This is a genomic window from Streptomyces sp. NPDC006552 (genome assembly GCF_040611655.1).
GTDB lineage: Bacteria > Actinomycetota > Actinomycetes > Streptomycetales > Streptomycetaceae > Streptomyces.
Genome location: NZ_JBEXOS010000006.1, coordinates 124,131 through 142,648 on the forward strand (window position 1 = coordinate 124,131; position 18,518 = coordinate 142,648).

Genomic DNA, 18,518 nt, shown 5'->3' on the forward strand with positions numbered 1-18,518 from the left:
ACCCGGACCGGGCACCGCGCTCTGGTCGTCGCACCGTCCTCGCAACCGTTCGCTGGAGGCGCTCATGTCACACCGTCCGCCGAGTTCCCTGCCCGGCCGCCGTGGAGTGCTGCGGGGTTCGCTCGCCGCGTCGGCGGCCCTCGCGCTGCCCGGCGGCCTCGCGGCCCCCGCGTTCGCCCGGTCGGGACGGCCCGCGGCGGCCTGGGGGGTGCAGAGCGGCGACGTGACCGCGGACTCCGGCCTGGTCTGGGTCCGCGCGGACCGGCCCGCCCGGATGATCGTCGAGACCTCGGCCACCGAGTCCTTCCGCCGCCCGGCCCGCTGGCACGGCCCGCTGCTCGGCCCCGGCACCGACTTCACGGGCACCACCCGGCTGCGCGGCCTGCCGCCCGGCGAGCAGATCCACTACCGGGTGCTGCTCGCCGACCCGGACGACCCGCGGCGCACCGGCGCGCCGGTCACCGGCACCTTCCGTACCGCCCCGGCGGGCCGCAGGGACGGGGTGCGGTTCTTGTGGTCGGGCGACATCGCGGGTCAGGGCTGGGGCATCAACCCGGACCGGGGCGGCAACCGTGTCTATGCGGACATGCGCGCCCTGGACCCGGACTTCTTCCTGTGCAGCGGCGACAACATCTACGCGGACGGCCCGATCCTGCCGAGCGTGACGCTGCCCGACGGGCGGGTGTGGCGCAATGTGACGACCGAGGAGAAGTCCAAGGTCGCCGAGACGCTCGCGGAGTTCCGCGGCGCGTTCCGCTACAACCTCCTCGACGAGCACGCGCGCCGCTTCAACGCCCAGGTCCCCACCATCGCCCAGTGGGACGACCATGAGGTGCACAACAACTGGTACCCGGGCCAGATCCTGGACGACGCCCGCTACACCGAGAAGCGCACGGACGTGCTGGCGGCCCGGTCGCTGCGCGCGTTCAGCGAGTACTTCCCCGTCTCGACGCTGCCGCCGGGCGACACGGACGGGCGGGTGTACCGGGTGCTCCACCAGGGGCCGCTGCTCGACGTGTTCGTCCTGGACATGCGCACCTACCGCAACGCGAACTCGCCCGGCCGGCAGCCCGACGACACCACGGGCATCCTCGGCGCCCGGCAACTGGCGTGGCTGAAGCGTGAGTTGTCGCGGTCGCGCGCGGTGTGGAAGGTGATCGCCTCCGACATGCCGCTCGGGCTCGTGGTCACGGACGGGGCGACGGACTTCGAGGCGGTCGCGCAGGGCGACCCGGGCGCGCCGCTCGGCCGCGAACTGCAGATCGCCGAGCTGCTGCGGCACATCAAGCACCGCGGGATCACCGGCACGCTGTGGCTGACGGCCGACGTGCACTACACCTCGGCGCAGCACTACGAGCCGGAGCACGCCGCGTTCCAGGACTTCGCGCCGTTCTGGGAGTTCGTGTCGGGGCCGCTGGCCGCGGGCGGGTTCCAGGCGGCGAGGCTCGACGGGACGTTCGGTCCGCGCCAGGTCTTCGTCAAGGCCCCGGACCGGGCCAACACCTCACCGGCCGAGACCCCGCCGTACTTCGGCGAGGTCGCCATCGACGGCGACAGCGGGGAGTTGACCGTACGGCTGCGGCAGGAGGGCGGCGACGTGCTGTTCTCGCGGACGCTGCAACCGGGCCGCGTCGGACAGTGAGACCAAAACGGGCATAGCTGCTCTTTACCCATCGGTCACAGACCGTTCGCGGCCCCGCAACACCACTCCTTCACAGTGGACGCATGAGTCGATCCCTGCCTGACGTGACGCGCGCGACGAACGAAGAGCACGACCGCATCGCCCGCCGCGGGCCCGGCGCCCTGGTCGCCCGGGCCTCCCAATGGTGGTCACGCCGCCAGGGCCATGCGCCCCCGGCGGCGGAGGACACCCGCACGCCGCTGGACCCGGCGCGGAGCACTCTGTGGCGGATGCGGACGACCGTGCGGGACGAGCCGGGTTCGCTGGCCGCGCTGTGCACGTCGCTGGCCCGCCACCGGGTGGACATCCTGAGCCTGCAGACGCACCCGCTGGCCGACGGCACGGTGGACGAGTTCCTGCTGCGCGCCCCGCAGGAGCTGCCCGCGGCCGCACTGGCCCGGGCCGCGACGGACGCGGGCGGCAGCGACACCTGGACCGAGCGGGCCGACGCGCACGACCTGGTGGACGCCCCCACCCGCATCCTGGGCCTGGCCACCCGCACCGCGCTGGACGCGGCCGAACTCCCGCTGGCTCTGCGCCAGTTGTTGGGCCGCTGCACCATCAGGTCGCTGCCCGCGGCGGCCGCGGCGCGGGACGGCGCCCCGGCCGGGTTCGAGGAGACGGCGATGCGGCTGCGGACGCCCGAGGGCGGGGTCATCGCGGTGGAGCGGCCGTATCTGCCGTTCACCCCCACCGAGTTCGCCCGGGCCCGCGCCCTCGTCGAGCTGGACGCGCGCCTCGGCCCGCGGGTGCCGCGCCACCAGGACGTCCTCACCCTGCCCGAGGGCAACGAGATCACGGTGCGGCGCGCCCACCCGGCGGACCTGGCGGCCGCCCGCGCGCTGCACGAGCGGTGCTCGCAGCGGACGCTGCGGCTGCGCTACCACGGCCCGGTCGGCGACGCGGACCGCTACCTCGACCACCTGCTCAGTCCCCGCTACGGCCGCACGCTGGCCGCGCGGACCGCCTCCGGGCGGATCGTCGCCCTCGGCCACCTGCTGTGGGACGGCGACGAGACCGAGCTCGCGCTGCTCGTCGAGGACGACTGGCAGCGCCGGGGTGTCGGCTCCGAACTGCTGCGCCGCCTGGTCGGCCTGGCCCGCGAGGCGCGCTGCGCGAGCGTGTACGCCGTCACCCAGGCGTCCAACACGGGGATGGTCGCGGCGATGCGCGGCCTCGACCTGCCGCTCGACTACCAGATCGAGGAGGGCACGCTGGTGATCACCGCACGGCTCGACGCGGCACCGGCGCCGTCCCGTCCGCCGTACGAGCAGGCCGAACAGCGCTGAGCCGGGGGCGGCCGGGCCCGAGCGCCCGGTCGAGGTCGGCCCACAGGTCCTCGACGTCCTCCAGGCCGACCGACAGGCGCAGCAGCCGGTCGCCGACGCCCGCCGCCCTGCGGTCGTCGGCGGCCACGACGCGGTGGCTGATCGAGGCGGGGTGCTGGATGAGCGAGTCGACGCTGCCGAGGCTGACGGCGGGGGTGACGAGCCGCACGCCGGCGATCACCGCGTGCGGGTCCCCGGCGACCTCGAAGGCCACTATGGCGCCGCCGATCCGCGGGTAGTGGACGCGGGTGACGCGCGGGTCGCCGGTGAGCCGGCGGACCAGCTCCGCCGCGGTCGCCGAGGCCGCGCGGACCCGCACCGGCAGGGTCGACAGGCCGCGCAGCAGCAGATAGCCGGCGAGCGGGTGCAGCACCCCGCCGGTCGCGAAGCGCACCTTGCGCAGTTCCCGTGCGAAGAGTTCGTCGCAGGCCACCACCCCGCCCAGCACGTCGCCGTGGCCGCCGAGGAACTTGGTCGCGCTGTGCAGCACGAGCCGTGCGCCGCTGTCCAGGGGCCGTTGCAGGACGGGCGTGGCGAAGGTGTTGTCGACGAGCAGCGGCACGGAGCCGCAGGCGTGCGCGACGGCCCGCAGATCGACCTCGGCGAGCGTCGGGTTGGCGGGCGACTCCACCATCACCAGGCCGGTGTCGGGCCGGATCGCGTCGGCGATGCCCACCGGGTCGACCCAGGTGACCTCGGAGCCGAGCGCCCCGGCCGTCAGCAGGTGGTCGCTGCAGCCGTAGAGCGGGCGGACCGCGACGACGTGGCGCAGGCCCGCGCCGAGGCGGACGAGGAGCACGGCGGTGAGCGCGGCCATGCCGCTCGCGAACGCGACGGCGGTGTCGGTCCCTTCGAGGCGGGCGAGGGCCGTCTCGAAGCGGGCGACGGTCGGGTTGCCGAGCCGGCCGTAGACCGGCGGTCCCTCGTCGAGGACGCCGTGGGCGGCGAACGCGTCGACGCGGGCGGCCTCGGCGCGGCTGTCGGCCGAGGGGTAGGTGGTCGACAGATCGATGGGCGGCGCGTGCAGACCGAGGGCGGCGAGATCGTCGCGGCCCGCGTGCACGGCCTCGGTGGCGAGAGCCCGGGGGCGGGAGTGGTCGTCCATGGGACCAGGCTGAACAACGGGCGGGGGTCGCGGGTCAACTCCCGTGCTACGTTCGGCCGATGGCCGACTCCGTCGTACTCGATCCGGTCGATCTGGAGATCCTGCGGCTGCTCCAGAACGATGCCCGCACCACCTACCGCGACCTCGCCGCGCAGGTCGGGGTCGCCCCCTCCACGTGTCTGGACCGGGTGGCCCGGCTGCGCCGCTCGGGCGTGATCCTCGGGCACGTGCTGCGGCTCGACCCGGCCCGCCTGGGGCGCGGGCTCCAGGCGCTGCTGTCGGTGCAGGTGCGCCCGCACCGCCGGGAGCTGGTCGGCCCGTTCGTGGAGCGCGTGCGCGCCCTGCCCGAGGCGCGCACGGTCTTCCACCTGACCGGGCCCGACGACTACGTGGTGCTGGTGGCCGTCCGCGACATGGCGGATCTGCAGCGGCTCGTCCTCGACGAATTCACCGCCCGGCGCGAGGTGGCGCGCGTCGAGACCCGGCTGATCTTCCAGCAGTGGGAGTGCGGCCCGCTGCTGCCGCCGGAGGGTGACGTCGCGCCCTGACTCGTACGAGGATGGCGGCATGCCAGCCACCCCGAACACTCAGCACTCGCCCGGCCGTCTGCCCCGGCAGGTCGCCGACGACCACGTCGACGCCTTCGTCGCCCTCGACCCCGTCACCGGTACGTACCTCGGCGACGCCGCGTCCCACAGCCGGCTGCCCGATCTCTCCCCCGCGGGCCTGGACGCCGTGGCGGAGCTGGCGCGCGGGACGCTCGCGCGGCTCGACGAGGCGGAGCGCGCGCCGGGCGGCGACAGCGGCGTCGAGCGGCGGTGCGCGCGGCTGCTGCGCGAGCGGCTGACCGCCGAACTCGCCGTGCACGACGCCGACGAGCACCTGCGGGCCGTCACCAACCTCGGCGGGCCGATCCACCATGTGCGCGAGGTCTTCACCATCACGCCGACCGGCACCGAGGAGGACTGGGCGGCGGTCGCGGCCCGGCTGCGCGCGGTGCCGGCGGCGTTCGCCGGGTACCGGGAGACGCTCGGCCTCGGCCTGGGGCGGGGGCTGCACGGGGCGCCCCGGCCGACGGCGACGTTCATCGGGCAGCTCACCGAGTGGGCCGGGCGGGAGCGCGGCTGGTTCGCGCAGTTCGCCGCCGCCGGGCCCGAGGCGCTGCGCGGGGAGCTGTCCGAGGCGGCGCGGGCCGCCGACGCGGCCACCGTGGAGCTGCGGGACTGGATGCGGGACGTGTACGCGCCCGCGGTCGAGGGCTCCCCCGACGTCGTGGGCCGCGAGCGGTACGCGCGCTGGTCGCGTTATTACAACGGCGCGGATCTCGACCTGGACGAGGCGTACGCGTACGGGTGGAGCGAGTTCCACCGGCTGCTCGCCGAGATGCGCACCGAGGCGGAGCGGATCCTGCCGGGCGCGGCGACACCGTGGGTGGCCCTCGCCCACCTGGACCGGCACGGGCGGCACATCGAGGGTGTCGACGAGGTGCGCCGGTGGTTGCAGGGCGTCATGGACGAGGCCATCGACGCGCTCGACGGCACGCACTTCGAACTCGCCGAGCGGGTACGGAAGGTGGAGTCCTGCATCGCGCCGGCCGGCAGCGCTGCGGCGCCGTACTACACGGCGCCCTCGGTGGACTTCTCCCGGCCGGGACGCACTTGGCTGCCCACGATGGGCGCGACCCGTTTCCCCGTCTACGACCTGCTCTCCACCTGGTACCACGAGGGTGTCCCGGGCCACCATCTGCAACTGGCGCAGTGGGCGCACGTCGCCGAGGACCTCTCCCGCTACCAGGCGACGCTCGGCGGGGTCTCGGCCAACGCCGAGGGCTGGGCGCTGTACGCGGAGCGGCTCATGGACGAGCTGGGCTTTCTGACCGACGCCGAGACGCGGCTCGGCTACCTGGACGCGCAGATGATGCGCGCGGCCCGCGTCATCGTCGACATCGGCATGCACCTGGAGCTGGAGATCCCGGCGGACTCGCCGTTCCACCCGGGCGAGCGGTGGACCCCGAAGCTCGCGCAGGAGTTCTTCGGCGCGCACAGCAGCCGTCCGGCGGAGTTCGTCGAGAGCGAGCTGACCCGCTACCTGTCGATCCCCGGTCAGGCCATCGGCTACAAACTGGGCGAGCGGGCGTGGCTCCTCGGCCGCGCCAACGCCCAGGCCGCGCACGGCGCCGCCTTCGACGCGAAGGCCTGGCACATGGCCGCGCTCTCGCAGGGCTCGCTGGGCCTGGACGACCTGGTGGACGAGGTGTCGCGGTTGTAGGACGGCGGGGCCGGGTCAGCAGCCGCAGTCACCGCCGGCGGGCGCGGTCAGCGGGTCGGGCCCGGTGTGGGCGGCGCCCTCCCAGGTCTCGTACGGGAAGCCCTCGCGGGCCCAGTACTCGAACCCGCCGAGCATCTCCTTGACCTGGTAGCCGAGGCGGGCGAGGGCCAGGGCCGCGCGGGTGGCGCCGTTGCAGCCCGGGCCCCAGCAGTAGGTGACCACGGGGACCGCCGGGTCCAGGAGGCGGGCGGCCTGCTCGGCGATGAGCGCGGTCGGCAGGTGGAGCGCGCCGGGGACGTGCCCCTGGTCCCAGGAGGCGGTGGAGCGCGTGTCGAGCAGCACGAAGCCGGGGTCGCCGCCTGCGGCGAACGCGGCGGCGACGTCGGACACGTCGGCGTGGAAGGCGAGGCTCGCGCTGAAGTAGGCGGCAGCGGCGGCGGGTGGGGCGGGGGCGGTGCCGAGGACGGGGTGGGCGGCGGTGGAGGTCATGAGGCGTCCTTCGTCGGTCGGGCGGCTGGTCGGGGGCGGCGTCTCCCCGGCCAGAAATCTACGGGTGGCGGCCGCCGTGCTGAAGGGACGATCCCCGGCCTCCCCCCTTGTTCCACCGGGGAAGCACCTGCTATTTCTCGACGATGACCGTTGATTCCACGCCCGCGCCCGGTTACGTCCCCGACGCCACGGACTGGCGCATTCTGGAGGTCCTCCAGCGCGAGGGCCGGACGGGGTACGCCGAGCTGGCGCGGGCCGTGTCCATGTCCGCGAGCGCCGTCACCGAGCGGGTGCGGCGGCTGGAGGAGGCCGGGGTCATCGCCGGGTACACGGCGGTCGTGGTACCGGAGCGGCTCGGGCTGCCGATCCTCGCCTACGTCCGGCTGCGCTATCCGAACGGCAACTACAAGCCGTTCCACGACCTGGTCGAGGCGACCCCGGAGATGCTGGAGGCGCACCACGTGACGGGGGACGACTGCTTCGTCATCAAGGTCGCGGCCCGCTCCATGAGCCACCTGGAGGAGGTCGCCGGGAAGATCGGCACGCTGGGTTCGGTGACGACGAGCGTGGTGTACTCCTCGCCGCTGCCGCGCCGGGCGCTCGCCCGCTGAGCCGGTCCGCCACGGCGGGTCAGAGGCCGTCGGTCCCACGCTGGCGCACCACCGACCCGGCCCGTCCCTTCACGATCTCCAGCTGGGCGTGGACCCGGCGGCGCAGGTCGCCGACGTGGCTGACGATGCCGACGCTGCGGTCCCGCTCGCGCAGCGAGTCGAGGACGTCGAGGACCTCGTCGAGGCTCTGGTCGTCGAGGCTGCCGAAGCCCTCGTCGATGAAGAGGGTGTCGAGGCGGACACCGCCCGCCTCGTCCGTGACGACGTCGGCGAGGCCCAGCGCCAGGGCGAGGGAGGCGAAGAAGGTCTCGCCGCCGGAGAGCGTCGCCGTGTCCCGCTCGCGGCCCGTCCACGCGTCGACGACATGCAGGCCGAGCCCCGAACGCCCGCGCCCGGCAAGGGAGTCGGAGTGGACCAGCGTGTACCGCCCGGACGACATCCGGCGCAGCCGCGCGGTCGCCGCCGCCGCCACCTGTTCGAGGCGGGCGGCCAGGACGTAGGACTCCAGGCGCATCTTGCGTTCGTTGTCGGCCGAGGTGCCGGCCGCGAGGGAGGCGAGGCGGGCGATGCGGTTGTAGGTGGCGCGCAGCGGGCCGAGCCGGCGCGCCTCGGTGGCGGCGCGGCGGGAGAGCCGGTCGAGTTCCTCGCAGCGGCGGGCGGCGGCGTCGCGCGCGGAGCCGGCCGCCCGCAGGCGTGCGTCGGCGGCCGCGGCCGCGGCGCGGGCGGCCTCGACATCGGCCTGCGGGCGGGCGGCCGCGGCGGCCGTCTCCTCCTCGGCAAGCACGGCGCGCACCGCGGCCCGCTCCGACTGCCAGGCGTCCAGGCGGTGTTGCAGCTCCCGGTACTCCGCGTCGCCGACGAGGGCGTCCGCCGCGGCCCGCGGGGTGTCGAACCCGGCGCGGAACGCGGCGTCGGCGAGCCGGGCGTCCGCGTCCTTGAGCCGGGTCGCCGTCGACGCGACCGCGCGGGCCGCCTCGGCCGCCTCGGTGAGCAGCCCCGCGCGGCGCTCCAGCTGGGCCGCCCGCTCCTCCACGCTCGTGGCGCTGCCGCGGGCCTGACTCAACTCCCGCTCCAGCGCACCCTGTTCCCGCTCCAGCGCCTCACGCGTGGAGGCGCGGGCCGCGGCGCGGGTGGCGGTCTCCTGGCGGGCGGTGAGCCGGCGGCCGTGCTCGCTCTCGGCGCGGGCGAGCGTCTCGCGGGCGGCGTGCAGACCGGACGCGGCGGTGCGCGCCTCGGCGTGGCGCGCCTCCACGTCCCGGACGAGAGCGGCGAGCTGCCCGGCGGAGCCGTCCCCGGCGGCGGCCTTCGCCGCGGCGAGCTGTTCCCGTACGCCGGCCACGGCGTGCTCGGCGTCGGCGCGGCGCGTCTCGGCGGTGCGGTAGGCGGTGAGCGCGCTCTCCTCCGCGGCCCGGTCGACGTGCTGCGCGGACTTGCGCATCGGCGCGGGGTGTTCGGTGGCGCCGCAGACCGTGCAGGGGGCGCCGTCCACGAGGCCCTCGGCGAGTTCGGCCGCCACGTCGCGCAGCCGCTGTTCCTTGAGGCCGAGCCAGTGTTCGTGAGCGGCGGCCGCCTCTTCGCGGGCCCGCAGCATGACGGCGGCCTGCTCCTCGGCGCGGGTGGCCAGCCGGTCGCGCTCGACGGCGGCGCGGGCCTGCTGCCGCGCGGGCTCCAGCTGTCCGGCGAGGTGCTCGGCGCGGGTCGCCGCCTCCTGGGCCTCGTCGACCCGGCTCCGGAACGCGGCGTGGCGGGTCTCCCACGCGGCGAGCCACGACTCGGCCTCGTCGAGGAGGTCGGCGTCGGCGCGCTCCTCCCGGTCGAGTCCGGCCCGCTCCTGCGCGAGTACGGCGAGCCGGTGCTCGGCGCGCCGCGCGGAGGCGAGCCCGCCCAGCTCCAGGGCGATCCGGCGGGCGGCTTCGGTGAGGACCGCGGGGCCCGCCTCGGCGAGGGGTCCGGGGGCGGGGAGATCTCCGGCCCCTGCGGGCTCAGGCTGCTCCCCCGCCTGCGCGACGGGCGCCTGCGGCATGGAGCGCACCTGTCCGCGCGCCCGCTCCTCCTCCCGCAGCGCCGCCTCGTGTTCTCGCTGGGCCGCGGCGCGCAGGGAGAGGGCGGGGGCGACCGTCTCGGCCTTGCGGGCCCGCTCCATTCGTTCTTCGACGGCCCGGTGCTCGGCCGTGCGGTCCTCCAGGGCTTCGGCCCGCGCCCGTGCCTGTGCGAAGCGGCGCTGGAGCCGCTCCGTCTCGGTGGCTCCGGTCAGCTCGCGCTCCGCCGCCAGCCGCGCCGATTCGGCGGCGCCGAGGGCGAGGTGGGTGTGCGTGAAGTGTTCGCGGGCGGTGGAGCGGGCGGTCGCGGCCCAGCCCAGGACGGCGTCGGCGAGGCCGGGGTCGCCGGGCGCGGCGTCGACCGGGGGCAGCTCCACGATACCGCCGGCGGCCTGCTGCATGCGGTGCGCGTCGGCGAGCAACTCGGCGTCGCCCGCGGTGACCTGCCGCTCCGCGCCCCGCCGCTCGTCCGCGAGCCGCTGCTCGACGGCGGCGAAGCGGTGGGTGTCGAAGAGGCGGCCGAGCAGCTTGCCGCGGGCCTCGGCGTCGGCGCGCAGGAACCGGGCGAAGTCGCCCTGCGGCAGGAGCACGACCTGGCAGAACTGGTCCTTGCTCATGCCGAGCAGCTGCGTGATCTCCTCGCCGATCTCCTGGTGGGAGCGGCTCAGGGCCTGCCACTGCCCCCTCACGGCGTCGTACTCGCGCAGCCGGCTCTGGGCCTTCTCGGTGGTGAAGCCGGTGCCGCGCTTCTTCGCTCGCTGGTGCGGCGGCTGCCGGGTGAGTTCCAGGCGGCGGCCCGCGACGGTCAGGTCCAGGACGACCTCGGTGCGCACGCCCGGCTCGGCGTGGTCGCTGCGCAGGCTCTGCCCTTGGCCGCCGCCGCTCTGCCGGGCGCCCGGCACCGATCCGTACAGGGCGAAGCAGACCGCGTCGAGGACGGAGGTCTTGCCGGCGCCGGTCGGCCCGTGCAGCAGGAAGAGACCCGCGGCCGACAGCGCGTCGAAGTCGATCTCCTGGGCGGTGCCGAACGGGCCGAACGCGGTGACGCGCAGGGAGTGCAGTCTCACCGGGCGACCTCGCGCACCGTGTCGTCGGTGCGGACGGTGTCGAACGCGGCCCGCAGCACCGCCCGCTCGTCCGCGTCGGGCCCGGCGCCCCGGACATGGGTCACGAAGTCCTCCGCGATCTCGTGGTCGTCGCGTCCCTTGAGGCGTTCGGCGTACGTGGCGTCGGGCCGCGCCCCCGTGCGGCGCGGTTCGAAGAGCAGGCTCAGGGTGTGCGGGAACCGCTCGGCGAGCCGGGCCATGGGGTCGTCGGGCCGCAGCTCGTCGGTGAGCGTGGCCTCCACCCAGGACTCCTCATGGCGGGCGAGGTCCGGGTCGGCGAGGAGGTCGTCGAGGTCGCCGCGGATGCGGGCGAGCGGCCGGGGCACCGGGCAGTCGATCCGCTCGGCGGTGACGGCGCCGTCCGCGTCCAGGTCGATCAGCCACATGCTCTTGCGGTGGCCGGCCTCGGAGAAGGAGTAGGGCAGGGGCGAGCCGGAGTAGCGGATCCGCTCGGAGAGGGTCTGGCTGCCGTGCAGATGGCCGAGCGCCACGTAGTCGGCCCCGTCGAAGACGCCGGCCGGGACGGCGGCGACCCCGCCCACCGTGATGTCGCGCTCGCTGTCGCTGGGCTCGCCGCCGATGACGAAGGCGTGCGCGAGGACGACGGAGCGGGTGCCGGGGGCACGTGCGGCGAGGTCGGCGCGGACCCGCGCCATGGCGGCGGCGAGCACCTGCTCGTGCCCGGCCTTGGGGAGCGCGAACTCGTCCTTCACCAGGGCCGGTTCGAGGTACGGCAGTCCGTAGAAGGCCACGTCGCCGTGGGCGTCCGGCAGGATTACGGGCTCGCCGCAGCGGCCCGGCTCCGTGCGCAGGTGGATGCCGGCGCGGCCGATGAGTCCGGCGCCGACGCCGAGGCGGCGGGCCGAGTCGTGGTTCCCGGAGATCATCACCGTGGGGACGCCGAGTCCGGCGAGGCGGTGCAGTGCGTCGTCGTACAGCTCGACGGCGGCGAGCGGCGGTACGGCCCGGTCGTAGACGTCGCCCGACACGACCACCGCGTCCACGTCCCGCTCGCGCACGGTGGCGACGAGGTGGCCGATGAACGCGGCCTGGGCATCGAGCATGCTCACGCGGTGGAACGCGCGGCCCAGATGCCAGTCGGACGTGTGCAGCAGTCTCATGGCACACGAGGCTAACTGCTGGGTCGGACATCACGTGCGGAACGCCCTGATCAGGCGTCCCGCACGTGACCTCCCTCACGGACATCCCTTCTGTGCGGTTTAGGGATAGTTGGTGAGGTAGGCGACGTTCGTGCTGGAGTTGGAGGGCCCTCCGGTGGTGTTGATGACGTGGCTGATGGTGCCGGTGCCGCCCAGGGAGACCGTCACCATGTCGTGGAACCGGACACCGGGGGTGCTCGGCACCTCGAAGGCGCGATCGGCGACGACGCCGGGATCGGCGCTGAAGTAGCAGTAGCTGCCGAGCCCCCACGCCTCGTGCCGGGTGACGGAGTCGGCGACCTTGTAGGCGGGGTGGCCCTTGCCGCTCCCGTTCATCCAGTCGGCCTGGTTCGGCGGGTCGTAGGGCATCTCGTTCTGGAAGAAGTACGTGCGGCCGCCGTCGCCGTTCCACAGGACCTGGGTCTTCTGGAAGTGCTCGACGAAGAGGCCGTACGCCGTCACGTCGGCGCCGTTGACGACGAGCCCGGTGTCGGCCGTGTTCGTGCTCCAGCCGACCGTGCCGCCGTTGCCGTGGTCGGCGCGCCAGATCCAGGTGTGGTCGACGACGGTGTCCGCGCTGTTGACCACCACGGACGTGGTCGCCTTGCCGACGGTGGCGCCGCCGATGCGGACGAAGAAGTCGGTCAGCTGGGTGGGGTTCGCCGCGTGGTCGGCGGTGGCGCCGGCCGGGCCGATCCGCACCAGGGTGGCGGAGTTGGTGGTGCCCGCGTCGATGAGCAGGCCGGCCAGCTGGATGCCGTCCACGTCGGCGGTGCTGAGCGCGGTGATCCCGCCGTCCGGCACGAACGTGGCGAGGCCCATGCCGAGCACCACGGTGTCGGGACGCGTCACGTCGATGGTCTGGTTCAGGTGGTAGACACCCGGGGTGACCAGCAGGTTCTTGCCCGCGGCGAGCGCCGCGTTCATGTCGGCCGCGGTGGCGCCGGGCTTCACGATGAAGAACCGGTCCAGCGGCAGCGACGTGCCCGCCGGGGTCTTCCCGCTCCACGTGGTGCCCACCGCGTTCGACCGGAGCGCGGGCACGAACACCTTGTAGGCGCCCGCGCTGTCCACGTACAGGAACGGCTTCTCGCGGACGGTCGGGGTGGCCGCGACGGTGGTGTAGGTGGGGAAGGACTGGGCGGGTGCGCCCTGGTCGCCGACGAAGACCATGTTCCAGTTGGACCCGGACCAGCTGCCCATCTGGGAATTGCGGGTGAGGAACTGCTGCTGGGAGCCGGAGCGGATCTGCCCGTCGACCTTGGTGTCGGAGAGGAAGCCGCCGCTGGACCAGCCGCCGTCGTCGAGCGCGAGGTTGCCGCGCACGTGCATGCGCCGGTAGGGGGCGGCCTGGGAGACGGCCCAGCGGTCGGTGCCGCCGGTGGGGTTGACCGACAGGTTCTCGGCGTCGCGCCAGAAGTTCTGCGTGGCGTTGCCCTGGAACCAGTCGGCCTCCGCGTGCACGGAACCGTTGATGGTCACGTCGTCCGGCGAGAGGCCGAGCCCGGCGACCTGCGTGTAGAAGCCGATGTTGGCGTCGGCGCTGTACGTGCCCGGCTTGAAGAGGAGCGCCTGGCGGGCCGAGCCGAACTGGTTGGTCTGCTGCTGGGCGAAGACGGAGTTGAGCTTCGACTGGATGCCGGCGGCGGACATGGACGGGTCGAACACCGTCACGTTGGGGCCGAGGTCGGGGGTGCCCGGCGGGTTCGTGGCGCCGCCGCCGAGGCGGAAGGACTGCGCGGCGGTGCCGTTGCACGTGTACTGCGCGAGCCGCACGCTGTCCGCGGCGGAGGCGCCGGGGACGTCCAGGCACTTGCCGCTGTTGCGGTTGACGAAGTGGTACGCGCCGTCGGACTCGGCGACGGGCTGCCACTGCTGGTTGGTCCCGCCGGAGTACGTCCACAGCTGGATCGGAGCGGAGTCGGCGGTGGAGACGTCGGTGACGTCCCAGGTCTTGGTGGCGTCCAGGCCGCTGTCGACGCGGTAGTACCCGCCGCTGGTGGGGGTGAGCCGCCAGGTCTGGGCGGAGCTGCCGTTGCAGGTGTACTGCTGGACGGCGGTGCCGTCCGCGCTCGCGGCGGCGCGGGCGTCGACGCACTTGCCGCTGCCCTGGTTGACGACGGCCGTGGAGCCGGTCGGGAGTGCGGTGGCCGCCGCGGGCGCGGCGCTCGCCGGGCCCTGCGCGGCGCACTCGACGCCGGTCGCGGTGGTGGCCACCAGCGCGGCCACGGCGAGCAGTCTCGGTATCCGGAGGCGGCCGGCCTGCCCGCCCCGTCTGCGTACAGGTGTGAGCATGGAACTCTCCTGTGGTGGTGGGGGGTTGGCGGTGCGGGTCAGCCGGTGTACTTGGCGAGGATGCCGGTGAACTGCCAGGCGCTCTGGCTCACGCCCGAGCAGGTGTCGTCGTTCGGGTAGCTGCCCGGGCAGGGGCGGTCGCGGTTGACCGACCAGAACGTCAGGCGGGCCAGGTGGTGCGCTTGCGCGTAGGCCAGGACGGTCTGGAAGTCGGCGGTCGTGACGGTCTCGCCGTCGTCGGTGATGCCGTTCATGGAGGAGATGCCCATGTCCCGGTAGGCCTGGTCGTCGCTGTAACCGTAGGCGTTCTTCAGGGCGCCCTTGAGCCCCTCCGCGGCGCGCGTCGTCAGCGTCCCCATGTTCTGGCCCGCGCCGCCGAAGTCGAACGGCATGATCGTCCAGCTGTCCACGGTCAGACCGGAGTTCGCGGCGCGGTTGATGAGGCTCGTGTCGGGTCCTGAGGTGCCGGTGCCGATGGTGACGATCACCTTGAGGCCCGGGTTGTTCGCCTTGACCGTCTTCAGCGCGTCGACGGTGCGCTGCTGGACGGTCGGGTTGCTGTAGGCGTCGGCCTCCAGGTCGATGTCGATGGCCTTGAGCCCGTAGGCGCTGATGACCTTCTGGTACGCGCCCGCCAGGGCGGCGGCGCTGGTGCAGGAGCTCTCCAGCTTGTTGCCGCTGTAGCCGCCGAACGAGGGGATGACGTCGCCGCCGTTGCCCCGTACCGCGTTGATCGTCCGCTGGTCGACGCCGCCGGTCAGCGGGCGGCCGCCGTCCCACTGCGGGTTGCAGGCGCCGTTGCTGAGCACGAAGGCGAGCGTGAACCACTTGACGCCGGTGGCGTTCATGACCGTGACCGGGTCGGGCGGGCTGCCCCAGCCGTTGTAGAGGTACGGGGCGACGGCCATCGGCGCCGCGGGGGCCGTGCCGCCGCCGGTGGGCGCGGTCCACTTCTGGTTGGCGGCGCCGGTGCAGCTCCAGATCTGGACCGGGGTGCCGTTGGCCGAGGTGTTGCCGGTGACGTCGGCGCACTTGCCGGACTGCTGCCCGACGAGGTCGCGGGCGGCGGTGACGGTCCACTTCTGGTTGGCCGCGCCGGAGCAGTCCCACAGCTGGAGCCGCGCCCCGTTCGCGGTCGAACTCCCAGTGACGTCAAGGCACTTGCCGAGGGCGCGGACCGTCCCGTCGGTGCCGACCGTCCACTGCTGGGCGGTGGTGCCGTTGCAGTCGTAGAGCTGTACGGCCGTGCCGTTGGCGGAGCTCGCCGCGGCCACGTCGAGACATTTGCCGCCGAGGCCGGTGAGGGCGCCGGTGGCGGCGGAGGCGGGGGTCGTGGCGAGGGCGCCGGCCGACGCCGCGAGGAGCGCGGTGGCGAGCACACCGCGGAGCGTGGAGCGCGTCAGCCTGTGTCTTGGTGCAGGCGCTATGGCGGACATAGGGGGTTCACAGCCCTTCATGGGAGGCGATGGAGGGGGAGGAGCGTTCACGGAGATGAACAGCAAGTGCATTCATGAAGCTGTGGCGATCCGGAACCTAAAGGTCTGCACCAGTGCCGTCAAGAGATGAAGCCGAGATGGCGGCCGACCCGGCCGGATTCCCGGTACGCCGCACAGGAGTTGAACGCGCGAAGGCCCCCGGGAAAGCTCCCCGGGGGCCTGGGCGCACACCTGCCCGAGCACGGGCTCCGGGACCGGGTCAGCCGTACGCCTCTCCGCCCAGCTCGAACCCCGCGCTGCCCGCGCTCACGTCGGCCAGCCACGCCCGGAACCGCTCCACGTCCCCGTCGGGCAGCCCGATCTCGATCACCACGTCCTCCGCGTAGCGGACGTCGCGCACCTCCCGGCCCGTGGCCCGCAGGTCGTTCTCCAGCTTCCCGGCGCGGGCGTGGTCGACGGTCACCGTGGCGAGCCGGAACCGGCGGCGCGTGACCGTGCCGAGGGCGTCGAGGGCTTCGCCGACCGCTCCGCCGTACGCCCGGATCAGCCCGCCGGCGCCCAGCTTCACCCCGCCGAAGTACCGGGTGACGACCGCGACGACGTACCGCATCTCGCGCCGCGTCAGCATCTGCAGCATCGGCACCCCGGCGGTGCCGCCGGGCTCGCCGTCGTCGCTCGCCTTCTGCACGGAGGCATCGGCACCGATGACGTAGGCGTAGCAGTGGTGGTTGGCCGACGGGTGTTCCTTGCGGACGCGGGCGACGAAGGCCACCGCCTCTTCCTCCGTCGCGGCGGGCGCGAGCGCGCACAGGAACCGGGAGCGGCTGATCTCTGTCTCGTGCACGCCCTCGCGGGCCACGGTGCGGTATTCGTCCGGCATCGCCCCAGCGTATGCGCGCGCGGCGCCGGGCTCGCCCCCGCCCGAGGTGCGGGCGACGATGTGGTGGATACTCGCTCGTCGCCCCTTCGCACCCCGTGACGGACAGCGGCCCGAGCCGCCCGAACAGAAAGCCCCCCACATGACCGGCAGCACCCGGGCCGAGCGCCCCGCCGTCCCGTCCGCGCCCGCTCCTCGCTGGCGCGCCTGGCTCCTGGAGGGGCTGACGGACCGGACGGCCCGCCATCAGGGGCCGCACGCGCACGCTCCGGTGGAGCACAAGGGTCACACCTGGTGGCGGGTCATGTGTCTGACAGGTGTGGACTACTTCTCCACCCTCGGCTATCAGCCGGGGATCGCGGCCCTGGCCGCGGGCCTGCTCTCCCCGCTCGCGACGCTCGTCCTGATCGCGCTCACCCTCCTCGGCGCGCTCCCCGTCTACCGCAGGGTCGCCAAGGAGTCGCCGCACGGGGAGGGCTCCATCGCGATGCTGGAGCGGCTCCTGCCCTGGTGGGCGGGGAAGCTGTTCGTCCTGGTGCTCCTCGGCTTCGCCGCCACCGACTTCATGATCACCATCACGCTGTCGGCGGCGGACGCGGCGGCGCACGTCGTGGAGAACCCGTTCGCGCCCGCGGCCCTCGACGGCGCGAACACGTGGATCACCCTGGTGCTGCTCGCGGCGCTCGGCGCCGTGTTCCTCAAGGGTTTCCAGGAGGCGATCCGTGTCGCGGTCGTCCTCGTGGCCGCGTACCTCGCCTTGAACGTCGTGGTGCTCGTCACGGCCGCCGTCCACGTCGCGACCGCGCCGGTGAAGATCGGCAACTGGTGGGAGGCGATGACGGCCGAGCACTCCTCCCCGTTCGTCATGGTCGGCGTGGCGTTGCTCGTCTTCCCGAAGCTGGCGCTGGGCATGTCGGGTTTCGAGACGGGCGTGGCGGTGATGCCGCAGGTCAGGGGCGAGGCGTCGGACACGTTCGCGAAGCCGGCGGGACGCATCCGCGAGACGCGCAAACTGCTCACCACGGCCGCGCTCATCATGAGCGGTTTCCTGCTCCTGTCGAGCCTCGCGACCACCATCCTCATCCCGCAGAGGGAGTTCGAGGCGGGCGGCCCGGCGAACGGCCGCGCGCTCGCCTATCTCGCGCACACGTATCTCGGCGAGGGTTTCGGCACGGTCTACGACGTGTCGACGATCTGCATCCTGTGGTTCGCGGGCGCCTCCGCCATGGCCGGGCTGCTCAACCTCGTCCCCCGCTACCTCCCGCGCTACGGCATGGCCCCCGAATGGACGCGGGCCGTGCGCCCCCTGGTCCTCACCTTCATGGCGGCGGCCGTCGCCATCACCCTGTGGTTCAACGCGAACGTGGACGACCAGTCCGGCGCCTACGCCACCGGTGTCCTGGTCCTCATGCTGTCCGCGTCGTTCGCCTCGACCGTCGCCGTGCACCGGCACGGCCACCGGCGGGCCGCGCTCGGCTTCGGCACGATCACCGCGGTCTTCGCCTATACGCTCGTCACGAACGTCGTCGAACGCCCCGACGGCATCAAGATCGCCCTGATCTTCATCGTGGCGATCCTGCTCTCCTCCTTCGCCTCACGCGTGCACCGCGCCTTCGAACTGCGCGCGGGCGCGATCACCTTCGACGACACGGCCGCGCGGCTCGTCGACGAGGCGGCGGCGCGGGGCCCGCTGCGGCTCATCGCCAACGAGCCGCAGGAGCACAGCACCGCCGCGTACCGCGACAAGGAGTACGCCCAGCGCGAGGCCACCCACATCCCCGAGGGCGGCCCGGTGCTCTTCCTGGAGGTCTTCGTGCAGGACTCCTCCGACTTCACCGAGGACCTGACCGTGCACGGCGAGGAGAAGCACGGGGTGCGCCGCCTGCGCGTCCACGGTCCCGGCGTCCCCAACACCCTGGCCGCGGTCCTGATGGCCCTGCGCGACCGTACCGGCCGGGTCCCGCACGCCTACTTCAACTGGACCGAGGGCCACCCCGTCAGCCACCTGCTGCGCTTCCTCGTCTTCGGTGACGGTGAGGTGGCCCCGGTCACCCGCGAGGTGCTGCGCCGCGCGGAGCCGGACCTGACGCACAGGCCGCGCGTCCACGTCGGCTGAGGCCGGT

Annotated in this window: 13 protein-coding genes; 6 read left to right on the forward strand and 7 right to left on the reverse strand. The window is 73.9% G+C overall.

The window, feature by feature from the left end; all coding sequences use genetic code 11:
- The first annotated feature begins 64 nt into the window (after positions 1-64).
- Both ABZY33_RS06010 and ABZY33_RS06015 read left to right on the forward strand, forming a co-directional pair.
- On the forward strand, positions 65-1,642 hold the full coding sequence (locus ABZY33_RS06010; RefSeq protein ID WP_356490254.1) for an alkaline phosphatase D family protein: 1,578 nt from the start codon (positions 65-67) through the stop codon (positions 1,640-1,642).
- 83 nt (positions 1,643-1,725) lie between these two features.
- Entirely contained in the window at positions 1,726-2,970 is a 1,245-nt protein-coding gene (locus ABZY33_RS06015; RefSeq protein ID WP_356490255.1) for a GNAT family N-acetyltransferase, read from the forward strand.
- On the opposite strand, the gene ABZY33_RS06020 is transcribed toward ABZY33_RS06015, so the two are convergent.
- Positions 2,903-4,114, reverse strand: a complete 1,212-nt coding sequence (locus tag ABZY33_RS06020) for a PLP-dependent transferase (RefSeq protein WP_356490256.1) — start codon at positions 4,112-4,114, stop codon at positions 2,903-2,905. The two genes, ABZY33_RS06015 and ABZY33_RS06020, sit on opposite strands and share 68 nt — an antisense overlap.
- Positions 4,115-4,173: 59 nt before the next feature.
- Here ABZY33_RS06020 and ABZY33_RS06025 point away from each other — a divergent pair, with 59 nt between their 5' ends.
- Together ABZY33_RS06025 and ABZY33_RS06030 are read left to right on the forward strand one after the other, a co-directional pair.
- Positions 4,174-4,662 (forward strand): Lrp/AsnC family transcriptional regulator, encoded by a 489-nt coding sequence (locus ABZY33_RS06025; protein WP_356490257.1) that lies wholly within the window; start codon positions 4,174-4,176, stop codon positions 4,660-4,662.
- Positions 4,663-4,681: 19 nt separating this feature from the next.
- On the forward strand, positions 4,682-6,382 hold the full coding sequence (locus tag ABZY33_RS06030; RefSeq protein WP_356490258.1) for a DUF885 domain-containing protein: 1,701 nt from the start codon (positions 4,682-4,684) through the stop codon (positions 6,380-6,382).
- Positions 6,383-6,397: 15 nt separating this feature from the next.
- On the opposite strand, the gene ABZY33_RS06035 is transcribed toward ABZY33_RS06030, so the two are convergent.
- The gene (locus tag ABZY33_RS06035; RefSeq protein WP_356490259.1) at positions 6,398-6,871 is read right to left on the reverse strand and encodes a rhodanese-like domain-containing protein; all 474 of its coding nucleotides are present in this window, start codon (positions 6,869-6,871) and stop codon (positions 6,398-6,400) included.
- Between the two features lie 143 nt (positions 6,872-7,014).
- Between ABZY33_RS06035 and ABZY33_RS06040 the strand changes: the two genes are divergently transcribed.
- Positions 7,015-7,482, forward strand: coding sequence for an Lrp/AsnC family transcriptional regulator (locus ABZY33_RS06040; RefSeq protein WP_356490260.1), 468 nt, complete (start codon positions 7,015-7,017; stop codon positions 7,480-7,482).
- Between the two features lie 19 nt (positions 7,483-7,501).
- Here the strand turns inward: ABZY33_RS06040 and ABZY33_RS06045 are convergent, their stop codons facing one another.
- From ABZY33_RS06045 to ABZY33_RS06065, 5 genes are all read right to left on the reverse strand, one after another.
- Positions 7,502-10,588 (reverse strand): SMC family ATPase, encoded by a 3,087-nt coding sequence (locus ABZY33_RS06045; protein WP_356490261.1) that lies wholly within the window; start codon positions 10,586-10,588, stop codon positions 7,502-7,504.
- Complete coding sequence (locus ABZY33_RS06050) at positions 10,585-11,748, reverse strand: exonuclease SbcCD subunit D (RefSeq protein WP_356490262.1); 1,164 nt, start codon at positions 11,746-11,748, stop codon at positions 10,585-10,587. The genes ABZY33_RS06045 and ABZY33_RS06050 overlap by 4 nt, the downstream gene beginning before the upstream one ends.
- Before the next feature lie 99 nt (positions 11,749-11,847).
- On the reverse strand, positions 11,848-14,082 hold the full coding sequence (locus ABZY33_RS06055) for an RICIN domain-containing protein (RefSeq protein ID WP_356490263.1): 2,235 nt from the start codon (positions 14,080-14,082) through the stop codon (positions 11,848-11,850).
- A gap of 38 nt (positions 14,083-14,120) precedes the next feature.
- Positions 14,121-15,518, reverse strand: a complete 1,398-nt coding sequence (locus ABZY33_RS06060) for a lectin (protein ID WP_356490264.1) — start codon at positions 15,516-15,518, stop codon at positions 14,121-14,123.
- A gap of 259 nt (positions 15,519-15,777) precedes the next feature.
- Positions 15,778-16,398, reverse strand: a complete 621-nt coding sequence (locus ABZY33_RS06065) for a YigZ family protein (RefSeq protein WP_356490265.1) — start codon at positions 16,396-16,398, stop codon at positions 15,778-15,780.
- Between the two features lie 139 nt (positions 16,399-16,537).
- Between ABZY33_RS06065 and ABZY33_RS06070 the strand changes: the two genes are divergently transcribed.
- Positions 16,538-18,511 (forward strand): amino acid transporter, encoded by a 1,974-nt coding sequence (locus ABZY33_RS06070; protein ID WP_356490266.1) that lies wholly within the window; start codon positions 16,538-16,540, stop codon positions 18,509-18,511.
- The last annotated feature ends 7 nt before the right edge of the window (positions 18,512-18,518 follow it).

What these genes read in the sequence shown, in the direction of transcription:
- ABZY33_RS06070 (WP_356490266.1), top strand. Translation starts at nt 16,538, where the DNA reads ATGACCGGCAGCACCCGGGCCGAGCGCCCCGCCGTCCCGTCCGCGCCC.
- ABZY33_RS06050 (WP_356490262.1), bottom strand. Translation starts at nt 11,748, where the DNA reads ATGAGACTGCTGCACACGTCCGACTGGCATCTGGGCCGCGCGTTCCAC.
- ABZY33_RS06055 (WP_356490263.1), bottom strand. Translation starts at nt 14,082, where the DNA reads ATGCTCACACCTGTACGCAGACGGGGCGGGCAGGCCGGCCGCCTCCGG.
- ABZY33_RS06065 (WP_356490265.1), bottom strand. Translation starts at nt 16,398, where the DNA reads ATGCCGGACGAATACCGCACCGTGGCCCGCGAGGGCGTGCACGAGACA.
- ABZY33_RS06010 (WP_356490254.1), top strand. Translation starts at nt 65, where the DNA reads ATGTCACACCGTCCGCCGAGTTCCCTGCCCGGCCGCCGTGGAGTGCTG.
- ABZY33_RS06030 (WP_356490258.1), top strand. Translation starts at nt 4,682, where the DNA reads ATGCCAGCCACCCCGAACACTCAGCACTCGCCCGGCCGTCTGCCCCGG.
- ABZY33_RS06035 (WP_356490259.1), bottom strand. Translation starts at nt 6,871, where the DNA reads ATGACCTCCACCGCCGCCCACCCCGTCCTCGGCACCGCCCCCGCCCCA.
- ABZY33_RS06020 (WP_356490256.1), bottom strand. Translation starts at nt 4,114, where the DNA reads ATGGACGACCACTCCCGCCCCCGGGCTCTCGCCACCGAGGCCGTGCAC.
- ABZY33_RS06040 (WP_356490260.1), top strand. Translation starts at nt 7,015, where the DNA reads ATGACCGTTGATTCCACGCCCGCGCCCGGTTACGTCCCCGACGCCACG.
- ABZY33_RS06015 (WP_356490255.1), top strand. Translation starts at nt 1,726, where the DNA reads ATGAGTCGATCCCTGCCTGACGTGACGCGCGCGACGAACGAAGAGCAC.
- ABZY33_RS06060 (WP_356490264.1), bottom strand. Translation starts at nt 15,518, where the DNA reads ATGTCCGCCATAGCGCCTGCACCAAGACACAGGCTGACGCGCTCCACG.
- ABZY33_RS06025 (WP_356490257.1), top strand. Translation starts at nt 4,174, where the DNA reads ATGGCCGACTCCGTCGTACTCGATCCGGTCGATCTGGAGATCCTGCGG.